The organism is Mycolicibacterium sichuanense (genome assembly GCF_033741125.1).
Lineage (GTDB): Bacteria > Actinomycetota > Actinomycetes > Mycobacteriales > Mycobacteriaceae > Mycobacterium.
In genome coordinates, this window is the sequence record NZ_JAWQPU010000004.1 from 536,620 (window position 1) to 551,897 (window position 15,278).

A 15,278-nucleotide genomic window follows, 5' to 3' on the forward strand; every position below is an offset into this window, starting at 1 on the left:
ATTCTGATTTGTGCTGCTCTGGGACAATAGACGGCGTGACTGACTCGTCCGTGCTGATGTCCCGCATCGACCTGCGGGGTGAACGGCTGTCCGCGGCTCGGCTACGCGCCGTGCTGCCGCGCGGCGGAGTGGACGTCGACTCCGTGGTGCCCAAGGTCCGACCGATCGTCGACGCCGTGATCGAGCGAGGCGCCGAGGCAGCCCTCGAATACGGCCAGGCCTTCGACGGCGTCCGCCCCGCGACGGTTCGGGTGCCCCGGGCCAGGCTCGAGGAGGCGCTCGCCGAACTCGACGCCGACGTTCGCGCGGCCCTCGAGGTGGCGATCGAGCGGACGCGTGCCGTACATGCAGACCAAAGGCGCACCGACCGCAAGACGACGCTGGCGCCCGGTGCGACGGTGACCGAACGCTGGGTGCCGGTGGAACGGGTGGGCCTGTACGTTCCGGGCGGCAACGCCGTGTACCCGTCCAGCGTCGTGATGAACGTGGTTCCCGCGCAGACCGCCCTGGTGGAGGGCCTGGTGATCGCCAGCCCGCCGCAGGCCGAATTCGGTGGTCTGCCACATCCGACGATCCTGGCCGCGGCGTGCATGCTCGGCGTCGACGAGGTGTGGGCCGTCGGCGGCGCGCAGGCCGTCGCCCTGCTCGCGCACGGTGGCACCGACACCGACGGCGCCGAGCTGGCGCCCGTCGACATGATCACCGGTCCCGGCAACATCTGGGTCACCGCCGCCAAGCGCATCTGCCGCTCTCAGGTGGGCATCGACGCGGAGGCCGGACCGACCGAGATCGCCATCCTCGCAGACCACTCGGCCGATCCCGTGCACATCGCCGCCGATCTCATCAGCCAGGCCGAGCACGACGAGATGGCCGCCTCGGTTCTGGTCACCACCAGCCCCGAGCTCGCGGACGCCACCGACGCCGAGGTCGCGGCTCAGTTGCGGACCACCGTGCACCGGGAGCGGGTCACCGCGGCGTTGACCGGCCGCCAGTCGGCCATCGTGCTGGTCGACGACATCGAAGCGGGCCTGCGCACGGTCAATGCCTATGCCGCCGAACACCTCGAGATCCAGACCGTCGATGCGTCGGCGGTGGCCAACGAAGTGCGTTCTGCCGGAGCGGTATTCGTCGGTCCGTGGTCGCCGGTCAGCCTCGGCGACTACTGCGCCGGCTCCAACCACGTGCTGCCCACCGCGGGGTGCGCGCGGCATTCCAGTGGACTGTCGGTGCAAACGTTCCTGCGCGGCATCCACGTCGTCGACTACTCGGAGGCGGCCCTGAAGGACGTGTCCGGCTACGTGATCACGCTGGCGCAGGCCGAGAACCTGCCGGCCCACGGCGAGGCCGTCCGACGAAGGTTCGAGAAATGAGCAGGATTTCCCTGGACGACCTTCCGCTGCGTGACAGCTTGCGGGGCAAGTCCCCCTACGGCGCTCCCCAGCTGTCGGTTCCGGTGCGGCTCAACACCAACGAGAATCCGCACCCGCCCACCGCGGCGCTCATCGACGACCTCGTCGCCACCGTGCGCGACGCGGCATCCGAGCTGCACCGCTACCCGGACCGGGATGCGACCGCGCTGCGGACGGACCTCGCGGTCTACCTCAGCGGGCAGACGGGCGTCGAGCTGACCGCCGCGAACCTGTGGGCGGCCAACGGCTCCAACGAGATCCTGCAGCAGCTGTTGCAGGCGTTCGGCGGGCCGGGCCGCACCGCCATGGGCTTCGTCCCGTCGTATTCGATGCACCCGATCATCTCCGACGGCACCCAGACCGAGTGGCTGGAGGCCGCTCGATCCGAGGACTTCGGGTTGGACGTGGACGTCGCCGTCGCCGCGATCACCGACCGGCGGCCCGACGTGGTCTTCCTCGCCAGCCCCAACAACCCGTCGGGCCAGAGCATCTCGCTCGACGATTTGCGTCGCCTGCTCGACGTCGCACCCGGCATCGTGATCGTCGACGAGGCGTACGGCGAATTCTCCTCGGAGCCAAGCGCCGTGCGACTGCTGGCCGACTACCCGGCCACGCTGATCGTCACCCGCACCATGAGCAAGGCGTTCGCGTTCGCCGGCGGCCGGCTGGGTTACTTGGCGGCCGACCCCGCGGTGGTCGACGCCCTGCTGCTGGTCCGGCTGCCGTATCACCTGTCCGCGCTGACCCAGGCCGCGGCCCGGGCGGCTTTGCGCCATGCCGACGACACCCTCGGCAGCGTCGCGCGCCTCATCGCCGAGCGTAATCGCGTGTCGGAAGCCTTGGCCGGCATGGGATTTCGCGTCATCCCCAGCGATGCCAACTTCGTCCTGTTCGGTGGGTTCGCCGATGCACCGGCGGCGTGGCAGCGTTACTTGGAGGCCGGGGTGTTGATCAGGGACGTCGGGATCCCCGGCTTCCTGCGTGCCACCACCGGATTGACCGACGAGAACGACGTCCTCCTCGACGTCAGCGCCGAGCTGGCCGAGTCCGTATTCGCCTCAGCAGAGGACAGCAGCCCCGTAGGAGCCTCATGACCACCCCGGCGAACCGCCGCGCCCGCGTCGAACGCACGACCAAGGAGTCGCGCATCGTCGTCGAATTGGACCTCGACGGTACCGGCAAGACCGACATCGCCACCGGTGTGCCGTTCTACGATCACATGCTCAATTCGCTGGGCAGCCATGCCAGTTTCGATCTGACCGTGCACGCCGAGGGTGACGTCGACATCGAGGCCCACCACACCGTCGAGGACACCGCGATCGTGCTTGGTCAGGCGCTCGGCGAAGCGCTCGGCGACAAGAAGGGGATCCGCCGGTTCGGCGATGCGTTCATCCCGATGGACGAGACGCTGGCCCACGCGTCGGTCGACGTGTCGGGCCGGCCGTACTGCGTGCACACCGGTGAGCCGGACTACATGGTGCACAGCACGATTGCGGGCAGTGCGGTTCCCTACCACACGGTCATCAACCGGCACGTCTTCGAGTCGCTTGCCATGAATGCGCGGATCGCCCTGCACGTGCGCACCCTGTACGGCCGCGATCCGCACCACGTCACCGAGGCACAGTTCAAGGCCGTGGCCCGCGCCCTGCGCCAGGCCGTGGAGCCCGATCCGCGGGTATCCGGCGTGCCGTCGACGAAGGGCAGTTTGTGACGGCGAGAGTCGTCGTCCTGGACTACGGCTCGGGCAACCTGCGCTCGGCGCAGCGGGCGCTGGAGCGGGTCGGCGCCCAGGTCGAGGTGACCGCCGACCCCGAGGCAGCGGCTGCCGCCGATGGCCTGGTGGTGCCGGGAGTCGGTGCCTACGAGGCATGCATGACGGGGCTGCGCGCGGTGGGCGGGGAGAAGATCGTCGCCGACCGGCTGGCCAAGGGGCATCCCGTACTCGGCATCTGCGTGGGCATGCAGATCCTGTTCAGCCGCGGGGTGGAATTCGGCGTCGAGAGCGTCGGGTGCGGGCAGTGGCCCGGCTCCGTCGTGCGGCTGGACGCCCCGGTGATCCCGCACATGGGTTGGAACGTGGTCGACGCCGCCGCCGACAGCACGCTGTTCAAGGGCCTGGACGCCGCCACCCGCTTCTACTTCGTGCACTCCTATGCCGCGCAGCGGTGGGAGGGTGCCGACGACGCGCTGCTGACCTGGGCGACGCACCACGTACCGTTCCTGGCAGCGGTCGAGGATGGCGCCTTGAGCGCCACGCAATTTCATCCGGAGAAGAGTGGCGACGCCGGTGCGACGCTGCTCGAGAATTGGGTCGAGGGGCTTTCGTAGTGAGTGGCAAGCGTTTGATTCTTCTGCCGGCGGTCGACGTGGTCGATGGCAAGGCGGTGCGCCTGGTGCAGGGCGTCGCCGGCAGCGAGACCGACTACGGATCGGCACTCGACGCAGCGCTGGGGTGGCAGACCGACGGTGCCGAGTGGATCCACCTCGTCGACCTCGACGCCGCCTTCGGCCGCGGATCCAATCGGGAACTGCTCGCCGAGGTGATCGGCAAGCTCGACGTCGCGGTGGAACTCTCCGGCGGCATCCGTGACGACGCGTCCTTGACCGCCGCACTCGAGGCCGGTTGCGCCAGAGTCAATCTCGGAACCGCGGCGCTCGAGGACCCGCAGTGGTGCGCCCGGGCCATCGCCGAGCACGGGGACAAGATCGCGGTGGGTCTGGACGTCAAGCTCGAAGACGGCCAGTACCGGCTGCGCGGGCGGGGCTGGGAGACCGACGGCGGAGATCTGTGGCCGGTGCTCGAGCGCCTCGACGGCGAGGGCTGCTCACGGTTCGTCGTCACCGACGTCACCAAGGACGGCACCCTGAACGGACCGAACCTCGAGCTGCTGGCCGGTGTCGCCGAACGCACCGACGCGCCCGTCATCGCCTCCGGTGGCGTGTCGAGCCTCGATGATTTGCGCGCCATCGCCACCCTCACCGGTGTCGGCGTCGAGGGAGCGATCGTCGGCAAGGCGCTCTACGCGGGACGCTTCACCCTTCCCGAGGCGCTCGCCGCGGTGAGTCGGTAGTCCGGAATGGCGCTGGACGACGCAGATCTGCACGGGCTGGTCGCCGAGGCGACGGTGATCCTCGACGCCGCTGCCAAGCCCTTCGTTGCCGGACACCGCGCCCAGTCCGCGGTCGCCAAGAAGGGCAACGACTTCGCCACCGAGGTCGACCTGGCCATCGAGCGCCAGGTCGTGCAGGCCCTGCAGGACGCGACCGGGATCGGGGTGCACGGCGAGGAGTTCGGCGGCGCACCCGTCGACTCGCACCTGGTGTGGATCCTGGACCCCATCGACGGCACCTTCAACTACGCGGCGGGCTTGCCGACGGCGGCCATCCTGCTCGGACTGCTGCGCGACGGCGTGCCGGTCGCCGGATTGACCTGGCTGCCGTTCACCGACGTGCGGTACACGGCGGTCGAGGGGGGACCGTTGTACGCCAATGGAATTGCCCAGCCCACGCTGAAGCCCGCCGCGCTGCGCGACTCGATCGTCGGCATCGGCACCTTCAACGTCGACTCCCACGGCGAGTTCCCCGGCCGCTACCGGATGGCCACGCTGGAGCAGCTCAGCCGTCGCTGCTCGCGGGTCCGCATGCACGGTTCGACCGGTATCGACCTCGCCTACACCGGTGCGGGTGTGCTCGGTGGCGCGATCAGCTTCGGCCACCACGTCTGGGATCACGCCGCCGGTGTGGCGCTGGTACGGGCCGCCGGCGGCGTCGTCACCGATCTGGCGGGTGCGGACTGGACGCCTGCGTCGCGCTCGGCCCTCGCCGGCGAACCCAGTGTGCACGCGCAGATCCTGGAGGTCGCGATGGCCGTCGGCACGCCGGGGGAGTACTGAGATGGACGTCGCGGTCCGCGTGATCCCTTGCCTCGACGTCGACGCCGGCCGCGTCGTCAAGGGGGTCAACTTCGAAAACCTGAGGGACGCAGGTGATCCCGTCGAGCTAGCTGCGGCCTACGACGCCGAGGGCGCCGACGAGCTGACCTTCCTCGACGTGACCGCGTCGTCGGCAGGTCGATCGACCATGCTCGAGGTGGTCCGTCGCACGGCCGAGCAGGTCTTCATCCCGCTCACCGTCGGTGGCGGAGTGCGCTCGGTCGCCGACGTCGACGTGTTGCTGCGCGCGGGTGCCGACAAGGTCTCGGTCAACACTGCGGCCATCGCGCGACCGGAGCTGCTCGACGAATTGTCCCGCCAGTTCGGCTCGCAGTGCATCGTGTTGTCCGTCGACGCCAGGACCGTCCCGGAGGATTCGAAGCCGACGCCGTCGGGGTGGGAGGTGACCACCCACGGTGGCCGTCGCGGTACCGGCATCGACGCCGTGGAATGGGCACGCCGGGGAGCTGAACTCGGCGTCGGTGAGATCCTGCTGAACTCCATGGACGCCGACGGCACCAAGGCGGGTTTCGATCTGGCGATGCTGCGGGCCGTCCGCGCGGCCGTGACCGTTCCGGTGATCGCAAGCGGGGGCGCCGGTGCCGTCGAGCACTTCGCTCCGGCCGTCTCGGCGGGTGCCGATGCGGTGTTGGCCGCCAGCGTCTTTCACTTCGGCGAGTTGACCATCGGGCAGGTCAAGGCAGCGATGGCCGAGGAAGGGATCGTGGTCAGGTGACCCTCGACGAATCGATCGCGGCCAAGCTCAAGCGCGACGCGAACGGGCTGTTCGCCGCCGTCGCTCAGGAACGCGGGACGGGCCAGGTGCTCATGGTGGCGTGGATGAACGACGACGCCCTGGCGCACACCCTCGCGACCCGCCGAGCCACGTATTACTCACGGTCCCGCGGCGAGCAGTGGGTCAAGGGCGAGACCTCCGGTCACACCCAGTACGTGCACTCCGTGCGGCTGGACTGCGATGGCGACACCGTCCTGCTGGAGGTCGACCAGGTGGGCGCGGCGTGCCACACCGGTGAGCACTCCTGCTTCGACGCCGACGAGATCCTGGCGCCCGAGCGCTAATTGCGGTCGTCGGGCCGCGTCATGGCGAACATCGCCTCCGGTGCGATCTCGGCGTAGTCGGCAGGCCCGCCGGCGCGCAGGATTGGATGCGCCTTGGCGGTGTCGTAGACCCCGTCGACGAGTAGCTCCCTATCGATGTGCACGGCGACGACCTGGCCAAGCACCAGCCAGGCGGGGATGGTCTCGTCGTCGAGGTTACGCAGCTGAATTAGTTGCGTCAGTTGGCATTCGAAGTTGACCGGGCTCTCCAAGACGCGCGGCGGCTTGACGAGGGAGGAGGCCACCGGCGTCAGTCCGCTGCGCACGAACTCATCCTCGTCCGACGGAAGGGACGCCGAGGTCTCGTTCATCGCCCCGGCCACCGACCGAGTGGCCAGGTTCCAGACGAACTCACCGGTGGCGTCGACGTTGGCGACGGTGTCCTTCCAGCCGATCGACGAGAAGCCGACCAGCGGCGGCCGGTAGTTGAACGCGTTGAAGAAGCTGTAGGGGGCCAGGTTCGCGACGCCGTCGGTGCTCAGTGAGGAGATCCATCCGATCGGCCGCGGCCCGACGATGGCGTTGAGCGGGTCGTGCGGCAGCCCGGTGCCGTCGGCGACCCGGTAGTGGTGTGCGTCGTCCCTTGCGATGATCAGACCTCCATCCGTGTTGCCTTGGCCCGCGCGGTCCACCGGCCGTCGTGATGGCCCACCTCCACGGGGTGCGAGAACGCCGCGGTGACGTTCTCGGTGGTGACCGTCTCCCGCGCCGCGCCGCTGGCGACCGTGCGGCCCTCGGCGATCAGCAGAGCGTGGGTGGTGGTGCTCGGAAGCTCCTCCAAATGGTGCGTCACCAGGATGGACGCGACGTCGGGGTGTGCCTCGCCCAGTGAATCGATGGTCTCCAGGAGTTGTTCGCGGGCCGCGACGTCGAGGCCGGTCGACGGCTCGTCGAGCAGCAGCAGGCGAGGTCCGGAGATGAGTGCGCGCGCAATGAGGGTCCGCCCGCGCTCGCCCTGTGACAGCGTCGGCCAGAGGCTGTCGGCGATGCGGCTGAGCCCGACGGTGTCGATCATCGCGTCGGCTCTCGCGGCGTCGTCGTCGGTAGGCGTCCAGCGAAGCGGCAGGTCGTTGGTGCCGGTGATACCCGTCAGCACCACCTCCCGGACGGTGCGCGGGTGCTGCAGCCGGTGGCGCGGGTTGACGTGTCCGATCGAGCGCCGCAGCGCCGCGAGGTCGGTGCGGCCCATCTGCTCGCCGAGCACTCGGACGCTGCCGGAGCTGGGAAAGGTGACCGCACCGCAGAAGCCGAGCAGCGTGCTCTTGCCAGCCCCGTTCGGGCCGAGCAGAGCCCAGTGTTCACCCTCGCAGACGGTGAGCGAGATGCCATCGATGATGTGCTTGCCGTCGCGGCGGAACGTCACGTCGTCAAGCTGCAGAACGGGTTTCACTTGGCGCGCAGCACCTCGAGGGCCTTGTCGGCATGAGAGTCGAAGTTGAACTCGCTGCCGATCACCTCGAGCACCCTGCGGTCGGTGCCGATGACGAACGTCACGCGCTTCACCGGCGCCAGCTTGCCGAGCAGGCCCCGCTTCACGCCGAACTGCGTGGCGACCTCGCCGTCGGCGTCGGACAGCAGCGGGTAGTCGAACTGCTGGCTGCTGGCGAACTGGGCCTGCTTGTCCACCGCGTCGGTCGAGATGCCGACGCGATTGGCCCCGACCGCCGCGAACTCGGCTGCGAGGTCGCGAAAGTGGCAGGCCTCCTTGGTGCAGCCCGGCGTCATGGCCGCCGGGTAGAAGAAGAGCACCACCGGGCCATCGGCGAGCAGGCTCGTCAGGCTGCGGATGGTGCCGGTCTGGTCGGGGAGTTGGAACTCGGCAACCTGGTCGCCACGCTTCATGGGTGTCACGCTACGCCTGGCTGAGTGGCCGAATCGAACTCGACGTCTGGGAGGATTGTCACGTGCAGGCACAATCTTCCGCCGTTTCGCCGGCTCCGACGCGAACGGCCAACCTCGCCGCGACGACCTCGCGGGAGGACTTCCGGGCGCTGGCCGCCGAGCATCGCGTCGTTCCCGTGACGCGAAAGGTGCTCGCCGACAGCGAGACGCCGCTGTCGGCGTATCGCAAGCTCGCCGCCAATCGACCGGGAACGTTCCTATTGGAGTCCGCCGAGAATGGCCGGTCCTGGTCACGGTGGTCCTTCATCGGAGCGGGCGCCCCGTCGGCTCTGACGGTGCGCGACGACCAGGCGGTGTGGCTCGGCGTGACCCCGCAGGGAGCTCCCAGCGGAGGCGATCCGATCGACGCCGTGCGCACCACCCTCGAACTGCTCGAGACCGCCACGCTGCCCGGCCTGCCGCCGCTATCCAGCGGGCTGGTGGGATTCTTCGCCTACGACATGGTGCGACGGCTGGAGCGTCTGCCCGCGCTCGCCGTCGATGACCTGCGACTGCCCGACATGTTGCTGCTGCTGGCCACCGACATCGCCGCCGTCGACCATCACGAGGGCACCATCACGCTGATCGCCAACGCGGTGAACTGGAACGGCACCGACGAGCGGGTCGATGAGGCCTACGACGACGCCCTGGCTCGGCTCGACGTCATGACCGCAGCGCTGGGAGCGCCGCTGCCGTCGGCGGTGGCGACGTTCAGCAGACCGGCGCCGGACTACCGCTCCCAGCGCACCGTCGAGGAGTATTCGGCCATCGTCGACAAGCTGGTCGGTGACATCGAGGCGGGTGAGGCGTTCCAGGTGGTGCCCTCCCAGCGCTTCGAGATGGTCACCGCCGCCGACCCAATCGACGTGTACCGGATGCTGCGGGTGACCAATCCCAGCCCGTACATGTACCTGCTCAATGTCCCGAACGACGATGGCGGACTGGACTTCTCGATCGTGGGTTCCAGCCCCGAGGCGCTGGTCACCGTCACCGACGGCAAGGCGACGACCCACCCGATCGCGGGCACCCGCTGGCGCGGGGCCACCGAGGAGGAGGACGTCCTGCTGGAGAAGGAACTGCTGTCCGACGAGAAGGAACGCGCCGAGCACCTGATGCTGGTCGACCTCGGTCGCAACGACCTGGGCCGGGTGTGCGTGCCGGGCACCGTGCGGGTGGAGGACTACAGCCACATCGAGCGCTACAGCCACGTCATGCACCTGGTGTCGACGGTGACCGGTCACCTGGCCGAGGGCAAGACGGCACTCGACGCGGTCACCGCGTGCTTCCCGGCAGGCACGCTCTCCGGTGCTCCGAAGGTGCGGGCGATGCAGCTCATCGAGGAGGTCGAGAAGACGCGTCGCGGCCTGTATGGCGGCGTGCTCGGATACCTGGACTTCGCGGGCAACGCAGACTTCGCCATCGCGATCCGGACGGCGTTGATGCGTGCCGGGACGGCCTACGTGCAGGCCGGCGGCGGTGTGGTCGCCGACTCCAAGGGTGAGTACGAGTACAACGAGGCGGCCAACAAGGCGCGGGCCGTCCTCAACGCGATCGCGGCCGCGGAAACGCTGGGGGAGCCGTGAGCAGGGCCGCCCAGCTGCTGCTGGTGCTCTCGGCGCTGGCGCTGTGGGCGGCCTCGCGTCTGGCGTGGGTCGACGTCACCTCCTTCGACGGGCTCGGCCAGCCGAAGTCGACCACGCTGAACGGCGCCGCCTGGTCGACGGCCCTGGTGCCGTTGGCGCTGGTCGCCTTGGCGGCCGCCATCGCCGCGCTGGCGGTGCGGGGCTGGATTCTGCGGGTGGTCGGGGTGCTGGTGGCCGTGGCCACGGCCGGAATGGGTTACCTGGGGATCGGGCTGTGGGTGATTCGCGACGTTGCGGTGCGGGCCGCCGATCTGGCGCAGGTTCCGGTGACCGCGCTGATCGGGACCCAACGCCACCACTGGGGTGCAGCACTCACTCTGGTTGGCGCAGCCTGCGCACTGGTCGGTGCCGTGCTGCTGGTGCGCACGGCGGCCAGGACGCCATCGGGCGCCGCCGCGACCGCCGACAAGTACGTGACCCCGGCGGCCAGGCGCGAGGCCGCGCGGGAGGACACGGCGGACGGAATGTCCGAACGAATGATCTGGGATGCCCTCGACGACGGGCGCGATCCGACGACGTCGGACAACGAGGGGCGGTGACGGCCCGTGTGGCAGTGGCGACTACCCTTCGTGAAGGTAATAATCTGGGTACTTCCAGAGGGCACGAAGGGGAGCGGCGGCTGATGAGTTCGGGGACCGTGCTCGACTCCATCATCGAGGGAGTTCGCGCCGACGTAGCCGCTCGTGAGGCCCAGGTCAGCTTCGCCGACGTCAAGCAGCGAGCCAAGTCCGTCCGCCCGGCGCTGGACGCCCTCGCGGCCCTGAGTGCCGACGGCATCGGCGTCATCGCCGAGGTCAAGCGGGCCAGCCCGTCGCGGGGGGAACTCGCCTCCATCTCCAACCCGGCCAAGTTGGCGCGCGCCTATCAGGACGGTGGCGCCAGGGTCATCAGCGTTCTGACCGAGGAGCGCCGGTTCAAGGGGTCTCTGGAGGATCTCGACGAAGTCCGGGCCGCGGTGACGATTCCAGTGCTGCGCAAGGACTTCATCGTCGGGCCGTACCAGATCCACGAGGCCCGGGCCCACGGCGCCGACATGCTGTTGCTCATCGTCGCCGCGCTGGAACAGTCCGCGCTGGTGTCGATGATCGACCGCACCGAGTCTCTCGGCATGACCGCGCTCGTCGAGGTCCACACCGAGGAGGAAGCCGACCGCGCACTGCAGGCCGGCGCCCGGGTGATAGGCGTCAACGCCCGCGATCTGAAGACCCTCGAGGTCGACCGCGACTGCTTCGCCCGCATCGCTCCCGGTCTGCCGTCCAACGTGATCCGCGTCGCCGAGTCCGGTGTCCGCGGCACCGCGGACCTGCTCGCGTACGCCGGTGCTGGTGCCGACGCCGTGCTGGTCGGCGAGGGACTCGTCACCAGCGGTGATCCCCGCACCGCCGTCGCCGACCTGGTCACCGCAGGCACGCACCCGTCCTGCCCGAGACCGTCGCGCTGAGATAGTGGGAGATCTCGCCGGCCAAGAGCTGCCGCGTTCCAGCGCAGCCATTGCCGAACCATCGACTCACGATCCCGACGCCAAGGGGCACTTCGGTGCCTACGGCGGGCGGTTGGTCCCCGAGGCCCTGATGGCCGTCATCGAGGAGGTCACCGCGGCCTACGAGAAGGCCAGGACCGACCAGACCTTCCTCGACGAGCTCGACCGGCTGCAGCGCCACTACACGGGTCGTCCATCTCCGCTGTACGAAGCGACCCGGCTCAGTGAGCACGCTGGCGGCGCCCGGGTGTTCCTCAAGCGGGAAGACCTCAACCACACCGGATCCCACAAGATCAACAACGCCCTGGGGCAGGGGCTGCTCGCCAAGCAGATGGGCAAGACCCGCATCATCGCCGAGACCGGTGCCGGTCAGCACGGTGTGGCGACCGCCACCGCCTGCGCACTGCTCGGCATGACCTGCGTGATCTACATGGGTTCGGTCGACGTCGCCCGCCAAGCACTCAACGTCGCCAGGATGCGGCTGCTCGGCGCCGAGGTCGTCTCCGTGGAATCCGGTTCGAAGTCGTTGAAGGACGCCATCAACGAGACCTTCCGCGACTGGGTCGCCCACGCCGACGACACGTACTACAGCTTCGGGACCGCAGCCGGCCCCCATCCGTTTCCGACCATGGTGCGCGACTTCCAACGGGTGATTGGCATGGAGGCGCGCGCACAGATCCTCGAGCAGGCGGGCCGATTGCCCGACGCGGTGACGGCATGCATCGGCGGCGGCTCGAACGCCATCGGCGTCTTCCATGCCTTCATCGACGATCCCGGAGTCCGGCTGGTCGGCTACGAGGCCGCCGGCGACGGCGTGGAGACGGGTCGTCACGCCGCCACCTTCACCGGTGGCTCGCCGGGCGCCTTCCAGGGCTCGTTCTCCTACCTGCTGCAGGACGAGGACGGCCAGACCATCGAGTCGCATTCGATCTCGGCGGGTCTGGACTATCCGGGTGTCGGACCGGAGCACGCCTTCCTCAAGGACCGGGGACGCGCCGACTACCGCCCGATCACCGACACCCAGGCCATGGATGCGTTCGCGCTTCTATCTCGGACCGAGGGCATCATTCCGGCCATCGAATCCGCCCACGCCATCGCGGGCACCCTCGAGCTCGGCCGCGAACTCGGTCCCGGTTCGATCATCGTGGTCAACCTGTCGGGCCGCGGCGACAAGGACGTCGCCACCGCGGCCAAGTGGTTCGGCCTGCTCGACGCCGAAGAGAAGCCGCTGTGACGGAGAAGGGCCTGTCCAGTCTCTTCGCCAGTTGTCGCGCCGAAGACCGGTCCGCGCTCATCGGCTATCTTCCGACCGGGTTCCCCGACGTCGAGACGTCGATCTCGGCGATGACCACCATGGTCGAATCCGGTTGCGACATCATTGAAGTCGGCGTCGCCTACTCGGATCCCGGCATGGATGGTCCGACCATCGCCGCGGCCACCGAGGTCGCCCTGCGCGGCGGCGTCCGCGTGCGTGATGCCCTGCGCGCCGTCGAGGCGATCAGCAACGCGGGCGGCAGCGCCGTCGTGATGACCTACTGGAACCCGGTGCTGCGCTGGGGAGTCGACGCGTTCGCGCGTGATCTCGCGTCGGCAGGCGGGCTCGGCCTGATCACTCCCGACCTGATTCCCGACGAGGCCGACGAGTGGATCGCCGCATCGGACGAGCACGGTCTGGACCGGATCTTCCTGGTGGCCCCGTCTTCGACGCCGGAGCGCCTGGCCACGACGGTGGGGGTGTCACGTGGATTCGTCTACGCCGCCTCCACGATGGGTGTTACCGGGGCGCGCGACGCGGTCTCCGATGCGGCTCCGGAGTTGGTGCGCCGCGTCCGGGAGGTGTCGGACATCCCGGTCGGTGTCGGACTGGGCGTGCGCTCGCGCGAGCAGGCCGCGCAGATCGGTTCGTACGCCGACGGCGTGATCGTGGGATCGGCGCTGGTGACGGCGCTCAGCGAAGGCCTGCCCGCCGTGCGGGCACTGACCGAGGAACTCGCCGAGGGCGTGCGACAGAGGATTTCAGCGTGACGACAACGGTTCTGGCCTACATCTCGAGTCCGTCGCAAGGGGTGTGGCACCTCGGCTTCGTGCCGATTCGGGCGTATGCGCTGTGCATCATCGCCGGCATCGTGGCGGCGCTGGTCATCGGGGATCGCCGGTGGGAGGCGCGCGGCGGTGAGCGCGGGGTCATCTACGACGTCGCCCTGTGGGCGGTACCGTTCGGCCTGATCGGTGGCCGGCTCTACCACGTCATGACCGACTGGCAGAAGTACTTCGGTCCCGATGGCGCGGGAGTCGTTGCGGCGCTCCGTATCTGGGACGGCGGCCTCGGCATCTGGGGTGCGGTCGCCCTCGGCGGCGTCGGAGCCTGGATCGCCTGCCGTCAGCGGGGCATCCCGCTGCCCGCCTTCGGCGATGCGATCGCGCCCGGCATCGTGCTGGCCCAGGCCATCGGACGTCTCGGCAACTACTTCAACCAGGAGCTCTACGGTCGCGAGACCGATCTGCCCTGGGGTTTGAAGATCTACGACCGGCTCGACCCCAGCGGGGTCATCAGTCCGCACTCGCTGGACGGGGTGTCGACCGGGCAGGTCTATGCGATCGTCCATCCGACGTTCCTCTACGAGTTGCTGTGGAACCTGTTCGTCTTCGCGGTGCTGCTCTGGGCCGACCGGCGGTTCAAGCTCGGCCACGGCCGGTTGTTCGCGCTGTACGTCGCGGGTTACTGCGTGGGCCGGTTCTGGGTCGAGCTGATGCGCAGCGACACCGCGACGCTGATCGCGGGCATCCGCGTCAACTCGTTCACCTCGACGTTCGTGTTCCTCGGTGCGGTCATCTACATCATGGTCACACCCAAGGGACGCGAGAACCCGGAATCACTGCGCGGCAAGGCCCGTGACGAATCGCTGATCGACGAGATCGGCGAGGAACTGGTGACCGTCGCCGCCACCTCGGGCGTGGTTGCAGCCGCCAAGGTGGCTGGTGACGAGGACGAGACAGACACGACCAGCACGGACGCGGGCGAGACCGCGTCGGGCCCGACCGAGTCGGAGGCCGCCGCCGAGGCCGAGGATCTCGCCGAGCAGGTGCAGACGGCTCCGTCGGAGGACATCGCCGAGGCGCAGGAGTTCGCGGCGGCTGGCGCTGCCGAGGACGAGCCCGAAGCCGGGCTTGGCACCGTAGAGGGCGACGACGCGCGAGAGGCCGAAGTGGCTGCGCCGGAGGCTCACGAAGCCGCGCTCGAAGCCGCGGAGGAAGCCGAGGCCGTGGCGGCCGAGGTCGCCGATGAAGCAGGTCAGGCCGAGGCTGTCGAGTCCGAGGCTGGCGGTGTGGGATCGGTCGAAGGCGAAGATGCCGAAGCGGCTGACGCGAATGCCGCCGAGGTGCATGACGCCGCCGTCGAAGCCACCGCAGAAGCCGAAGCGACTGCCGATGACGTGGCCGCTGAGCCGGAGGCGACCGAGGCTGAGGACGCCGAGGCTGGCGACGCCGGGTCCGAGGCTGGCGGTGTGGGTTCAGTCGAAGGCGAAGACGCCGAAGCGGCTGACGCGAATGCCGCCGAGGTGCATGACGCCGCCGTCGAAGCCACCGCAAAAGCCGAAGCGACTGCCGATGACGTGGCCGCTGAGCCGGAGGCCACCGAGGCTGAGGACGCCGAGGCTGGCGACGCCGAGTTCGAGGCTGGCGGTGTGGGTTCAGTCGAAGGCGAAGACGCCGAAGCGGCTGACGCGAATGCCGCCGAGGTGCATGACGCCGCCATCGAAGCCACCGCAGAAGCCGAAGCGACTGCCGATGACGTGGCCACCGAGTCCACGTC

At 69.2% G+C, this 15,278-nt stretch carries 17 protein-coding genes; 14 read left to right on the top strand and 3 right to left on the bottom strand.

Translation table 11 applies throughout. The features are described from left to right. The first annotated feature begins 56 nt into the window (after positions 1 to 56). Genes hisD through hisI form a run of 8 tightly spaced genes read left to right on the top strand, consistent with a single transcriptional unit; the run spans position 57 to position 6,421 of the window. The gene (gene hisD, locus SBI80_RS15860) at positions 57 to 1,370 is read left to right on the top strand and encodes a histidinol dehydrogenase (protein ID WP_318975785.1); all 1,314 of its coding nucleotides are present in this window, start codon (positions 57 to 59) and stop codon (positions 1,368 to 1,370) included. Beyond that, entirely contained in the window at positions 1,367 to 2,503 is a 1,137-nt protein-coding gene (locus SBI80_RS15865) for a histidinol-phosphate transaminase (RefSeq protein WP_318975727.1), read from the top strand. The genes hisD and SBI80_RS15865 overlap by 4 nt, the downstream gene beginning before the upstream one ends. Then, positions 2,500 to 3,120, top strand: a complete 621-nt coding sequence (hisB, locus tag SBI80_RS15870; RefSeq protein WP_318975728.1) for an imidazoleglycerol-phosphate dehydratase HisB — start codon at positions 2,500 to 2,502, stop codon at positions 3,118 to 3,120. Before SBI80_RS15865 ends, hisB begins: the two co-directional genes overlap by 4 nt. Next, complete coding sequence (gene hisH, locus SBI80_RS15875; RefSeq protein WP_318975729.1) at positions 3,117 to 3,737, top strand: imidazole glycerol phosphate synthase subunit HisH; 621 nt, start codon at positions 3,117 to 3,119, stop codon at positions 3,735 to 3,737. Before hisB ends, hisH begins: the two co-directional genes overlap by 4 nt. Positions 3,738 to 3,751: 14 nt before the next feature. Then, entirely contained in the window at positions 3,752 to 4,480 is a 729-nt protein-coding gene (gene priA / locus SBI80_RS15880; RefSeq protein WP_318975786.1) for a bifunctional 1-(5-phosphoribosyl)-5-((5-phosphoribosylamino)methylideneamino)imidazole-4-carboxamide isomerase/phosphoribosylanthranilate isomerase PriA, read from the top strand. Positions 4,481 to 4,486: 6 nt separating this feature from the next. Beyond that, positions 4,487 to 5,302: an inositol monophosphatase family protein gene (locus tag SBI80_RS15885; protein ID WP_318975730.1), complete on the top strand. Its 816-nt coding sequence runs from the start codon at positions 4,487 to 4,489 to the stop codon at positions 5,300 to 5,302. Between the two features lies 1 nt (position 5,303). Then, positions 5,304 to 6,077 carry an imidazole glycerol phosphate synthase subunit HisF gene (gene hisF / locus SBI80_RS15890; protein WP_318975731.1) on the top strand — a complete coding sequence of 258 codons (774 nt, stop codon included), beginning with the start codon at positions 5,304 to 5,306 and terminating at the stop codon, positions 6,075 to 6,077. Then, entirely contained in the window at positions 6,074 to 6,421 is a 348-nt protein-coding gene (gene hisI / locus SBI80_RS15895; protein WP_318975732.1) for a phosphoribosyl-AMP cyclohydrolase, read from the top strand. The genes hisF and hisI overlap by 4 nt, the downstream gene beginning before the upstream one ends. On the opposite strand, the gene SBI80_RS15900 is transcribed toward hisI, so the two are convergent. The 3 genes from SBI80_RS15900 to SBI80_RS15910 are packed head-to-tail and all read right to left on the bottom strand — an operon-like array spanning position 6,418 to position 8,302. Next, positions 6,418 to 7,092: a flavin reductase family protein gene (locus tag SBI80_RS15900; RefSeq protein WP_413232729.1), complete on the bottom strand. Its 675-nt coding sequence runs from the start codon at positions 7,090 to 7,092 to the stop codon at positions 6,418 to 6,420. The two genes, hisI and SBI80_RS15900, sit on opposite strands and share 4 nt — an antisense overlap. Then, positions 7,053 to 7,850, bottom strand: coding sequence for an ABC transporter ATP-binding protein (locus tag SBI80_RS15905; RefSeq protein ID WP_318975733.1), 798 nt, complete (start codon positions 7,848 to 7,850; stop codon positions 7,053 to 7,055). Before SBI80_RS15905 ends, SBI80_RS15900 begins: the two co-directional genes overlap by 40 nt. After that, entirely contained in the window at positions 7,847 to 8,302 is a 456-nt protein-coding gene (locus SBI80_RS15910) for a peroxiredoxin (RefSeq protein WP_318975734.1), read from the bottom strand. Before SBI80_RS15910 ends, SBI80_RS15905 begins: the two co-directional genes overlap by 4 nt. Positions 8,303 to 8,364: 62 nt before the next feature. Between SBI80_RS15910 and SBI80_RS15915 the strand changes: the two genes are divergently transcribed. The 6 genes from SBI80_RS15915 to lgt all read left to right on the top strand — a co-directional run. After that, complete coding sequence (locus tag SBI80_RS15915; RefSeq protein ID WP_318975735.1) at positions 8,365 to 9,924, top strand: anthranilate synthase component I; 1,560 nt, start codon at positions 8,365 to 8,367, stop codon at positions 9,922 to 9,924. Beyond that, positions 9,921 to 10,523, top strand: a complete 603-nt coding sequence (locus SBI80_RS15920) for a TIGR02234 family membrane protein (protein ID WP_318975736.1) — start codon at positions 9,921 to 9,923, stop codon at positions 10,521 to 10,523. Before SBI80_RS15915 ends, SBI80_RS15920 begins: the two co-directional genes overlap by 4 nt. A gap of 83 nt (positions 10,524 to 10,606) precedes the next feature. Further along, on the top strand, positions 10,607 to 11,425 hold the full coding sequence (trpC, locus tag SBI80_RS15925) for an indole-3-glycerol phosphate synthase TrpC (RefSeq protein WP_318975737.1): 819 nt from the start codon (positions 10,607 to 10,609) through the stop codon (positions 11,423 to 11,425). 4 nt (positions 11,426 to 11,429) lie between these two features. Beyond that, a complete protein-coding gene (gene trpB, locus SBI80_RS15930) occupies positions 11,430 to 12,698 on the top strand; it encodes a tryptophan synthase subunit beta (protein WP_318975738.1) in 1,269 nt (422 codons plus the stop codon). Beyond that, the gene (gene trpA / locus SBI80_RS15935; protein WP_318975739.1) at positions 12,695 to 13,489 is read left to right on the top strand and encodes a tryptophan synthase subunit alpha; all 795 of its coding nucleotides are present in this window, start codon (positions 12,695 to 12,697) and stop codon (positions 13,487 to 13,489) included. The genes trpB and trpA overlap by 4 nt, the downstream gene beginning before the upstream one ends. Next, on the top strand, positions 13,486 to 15,278 hold a 1,793-nt coding region (lgt, locus tag SBI80_RS15940; RefSeq protein ID WP_318975740.1), incomplete at its 3' end, for a prolipoprotein diacylglyceryl transferase. The genes trpA and lgt, both read left to right, overlap by 4 nt.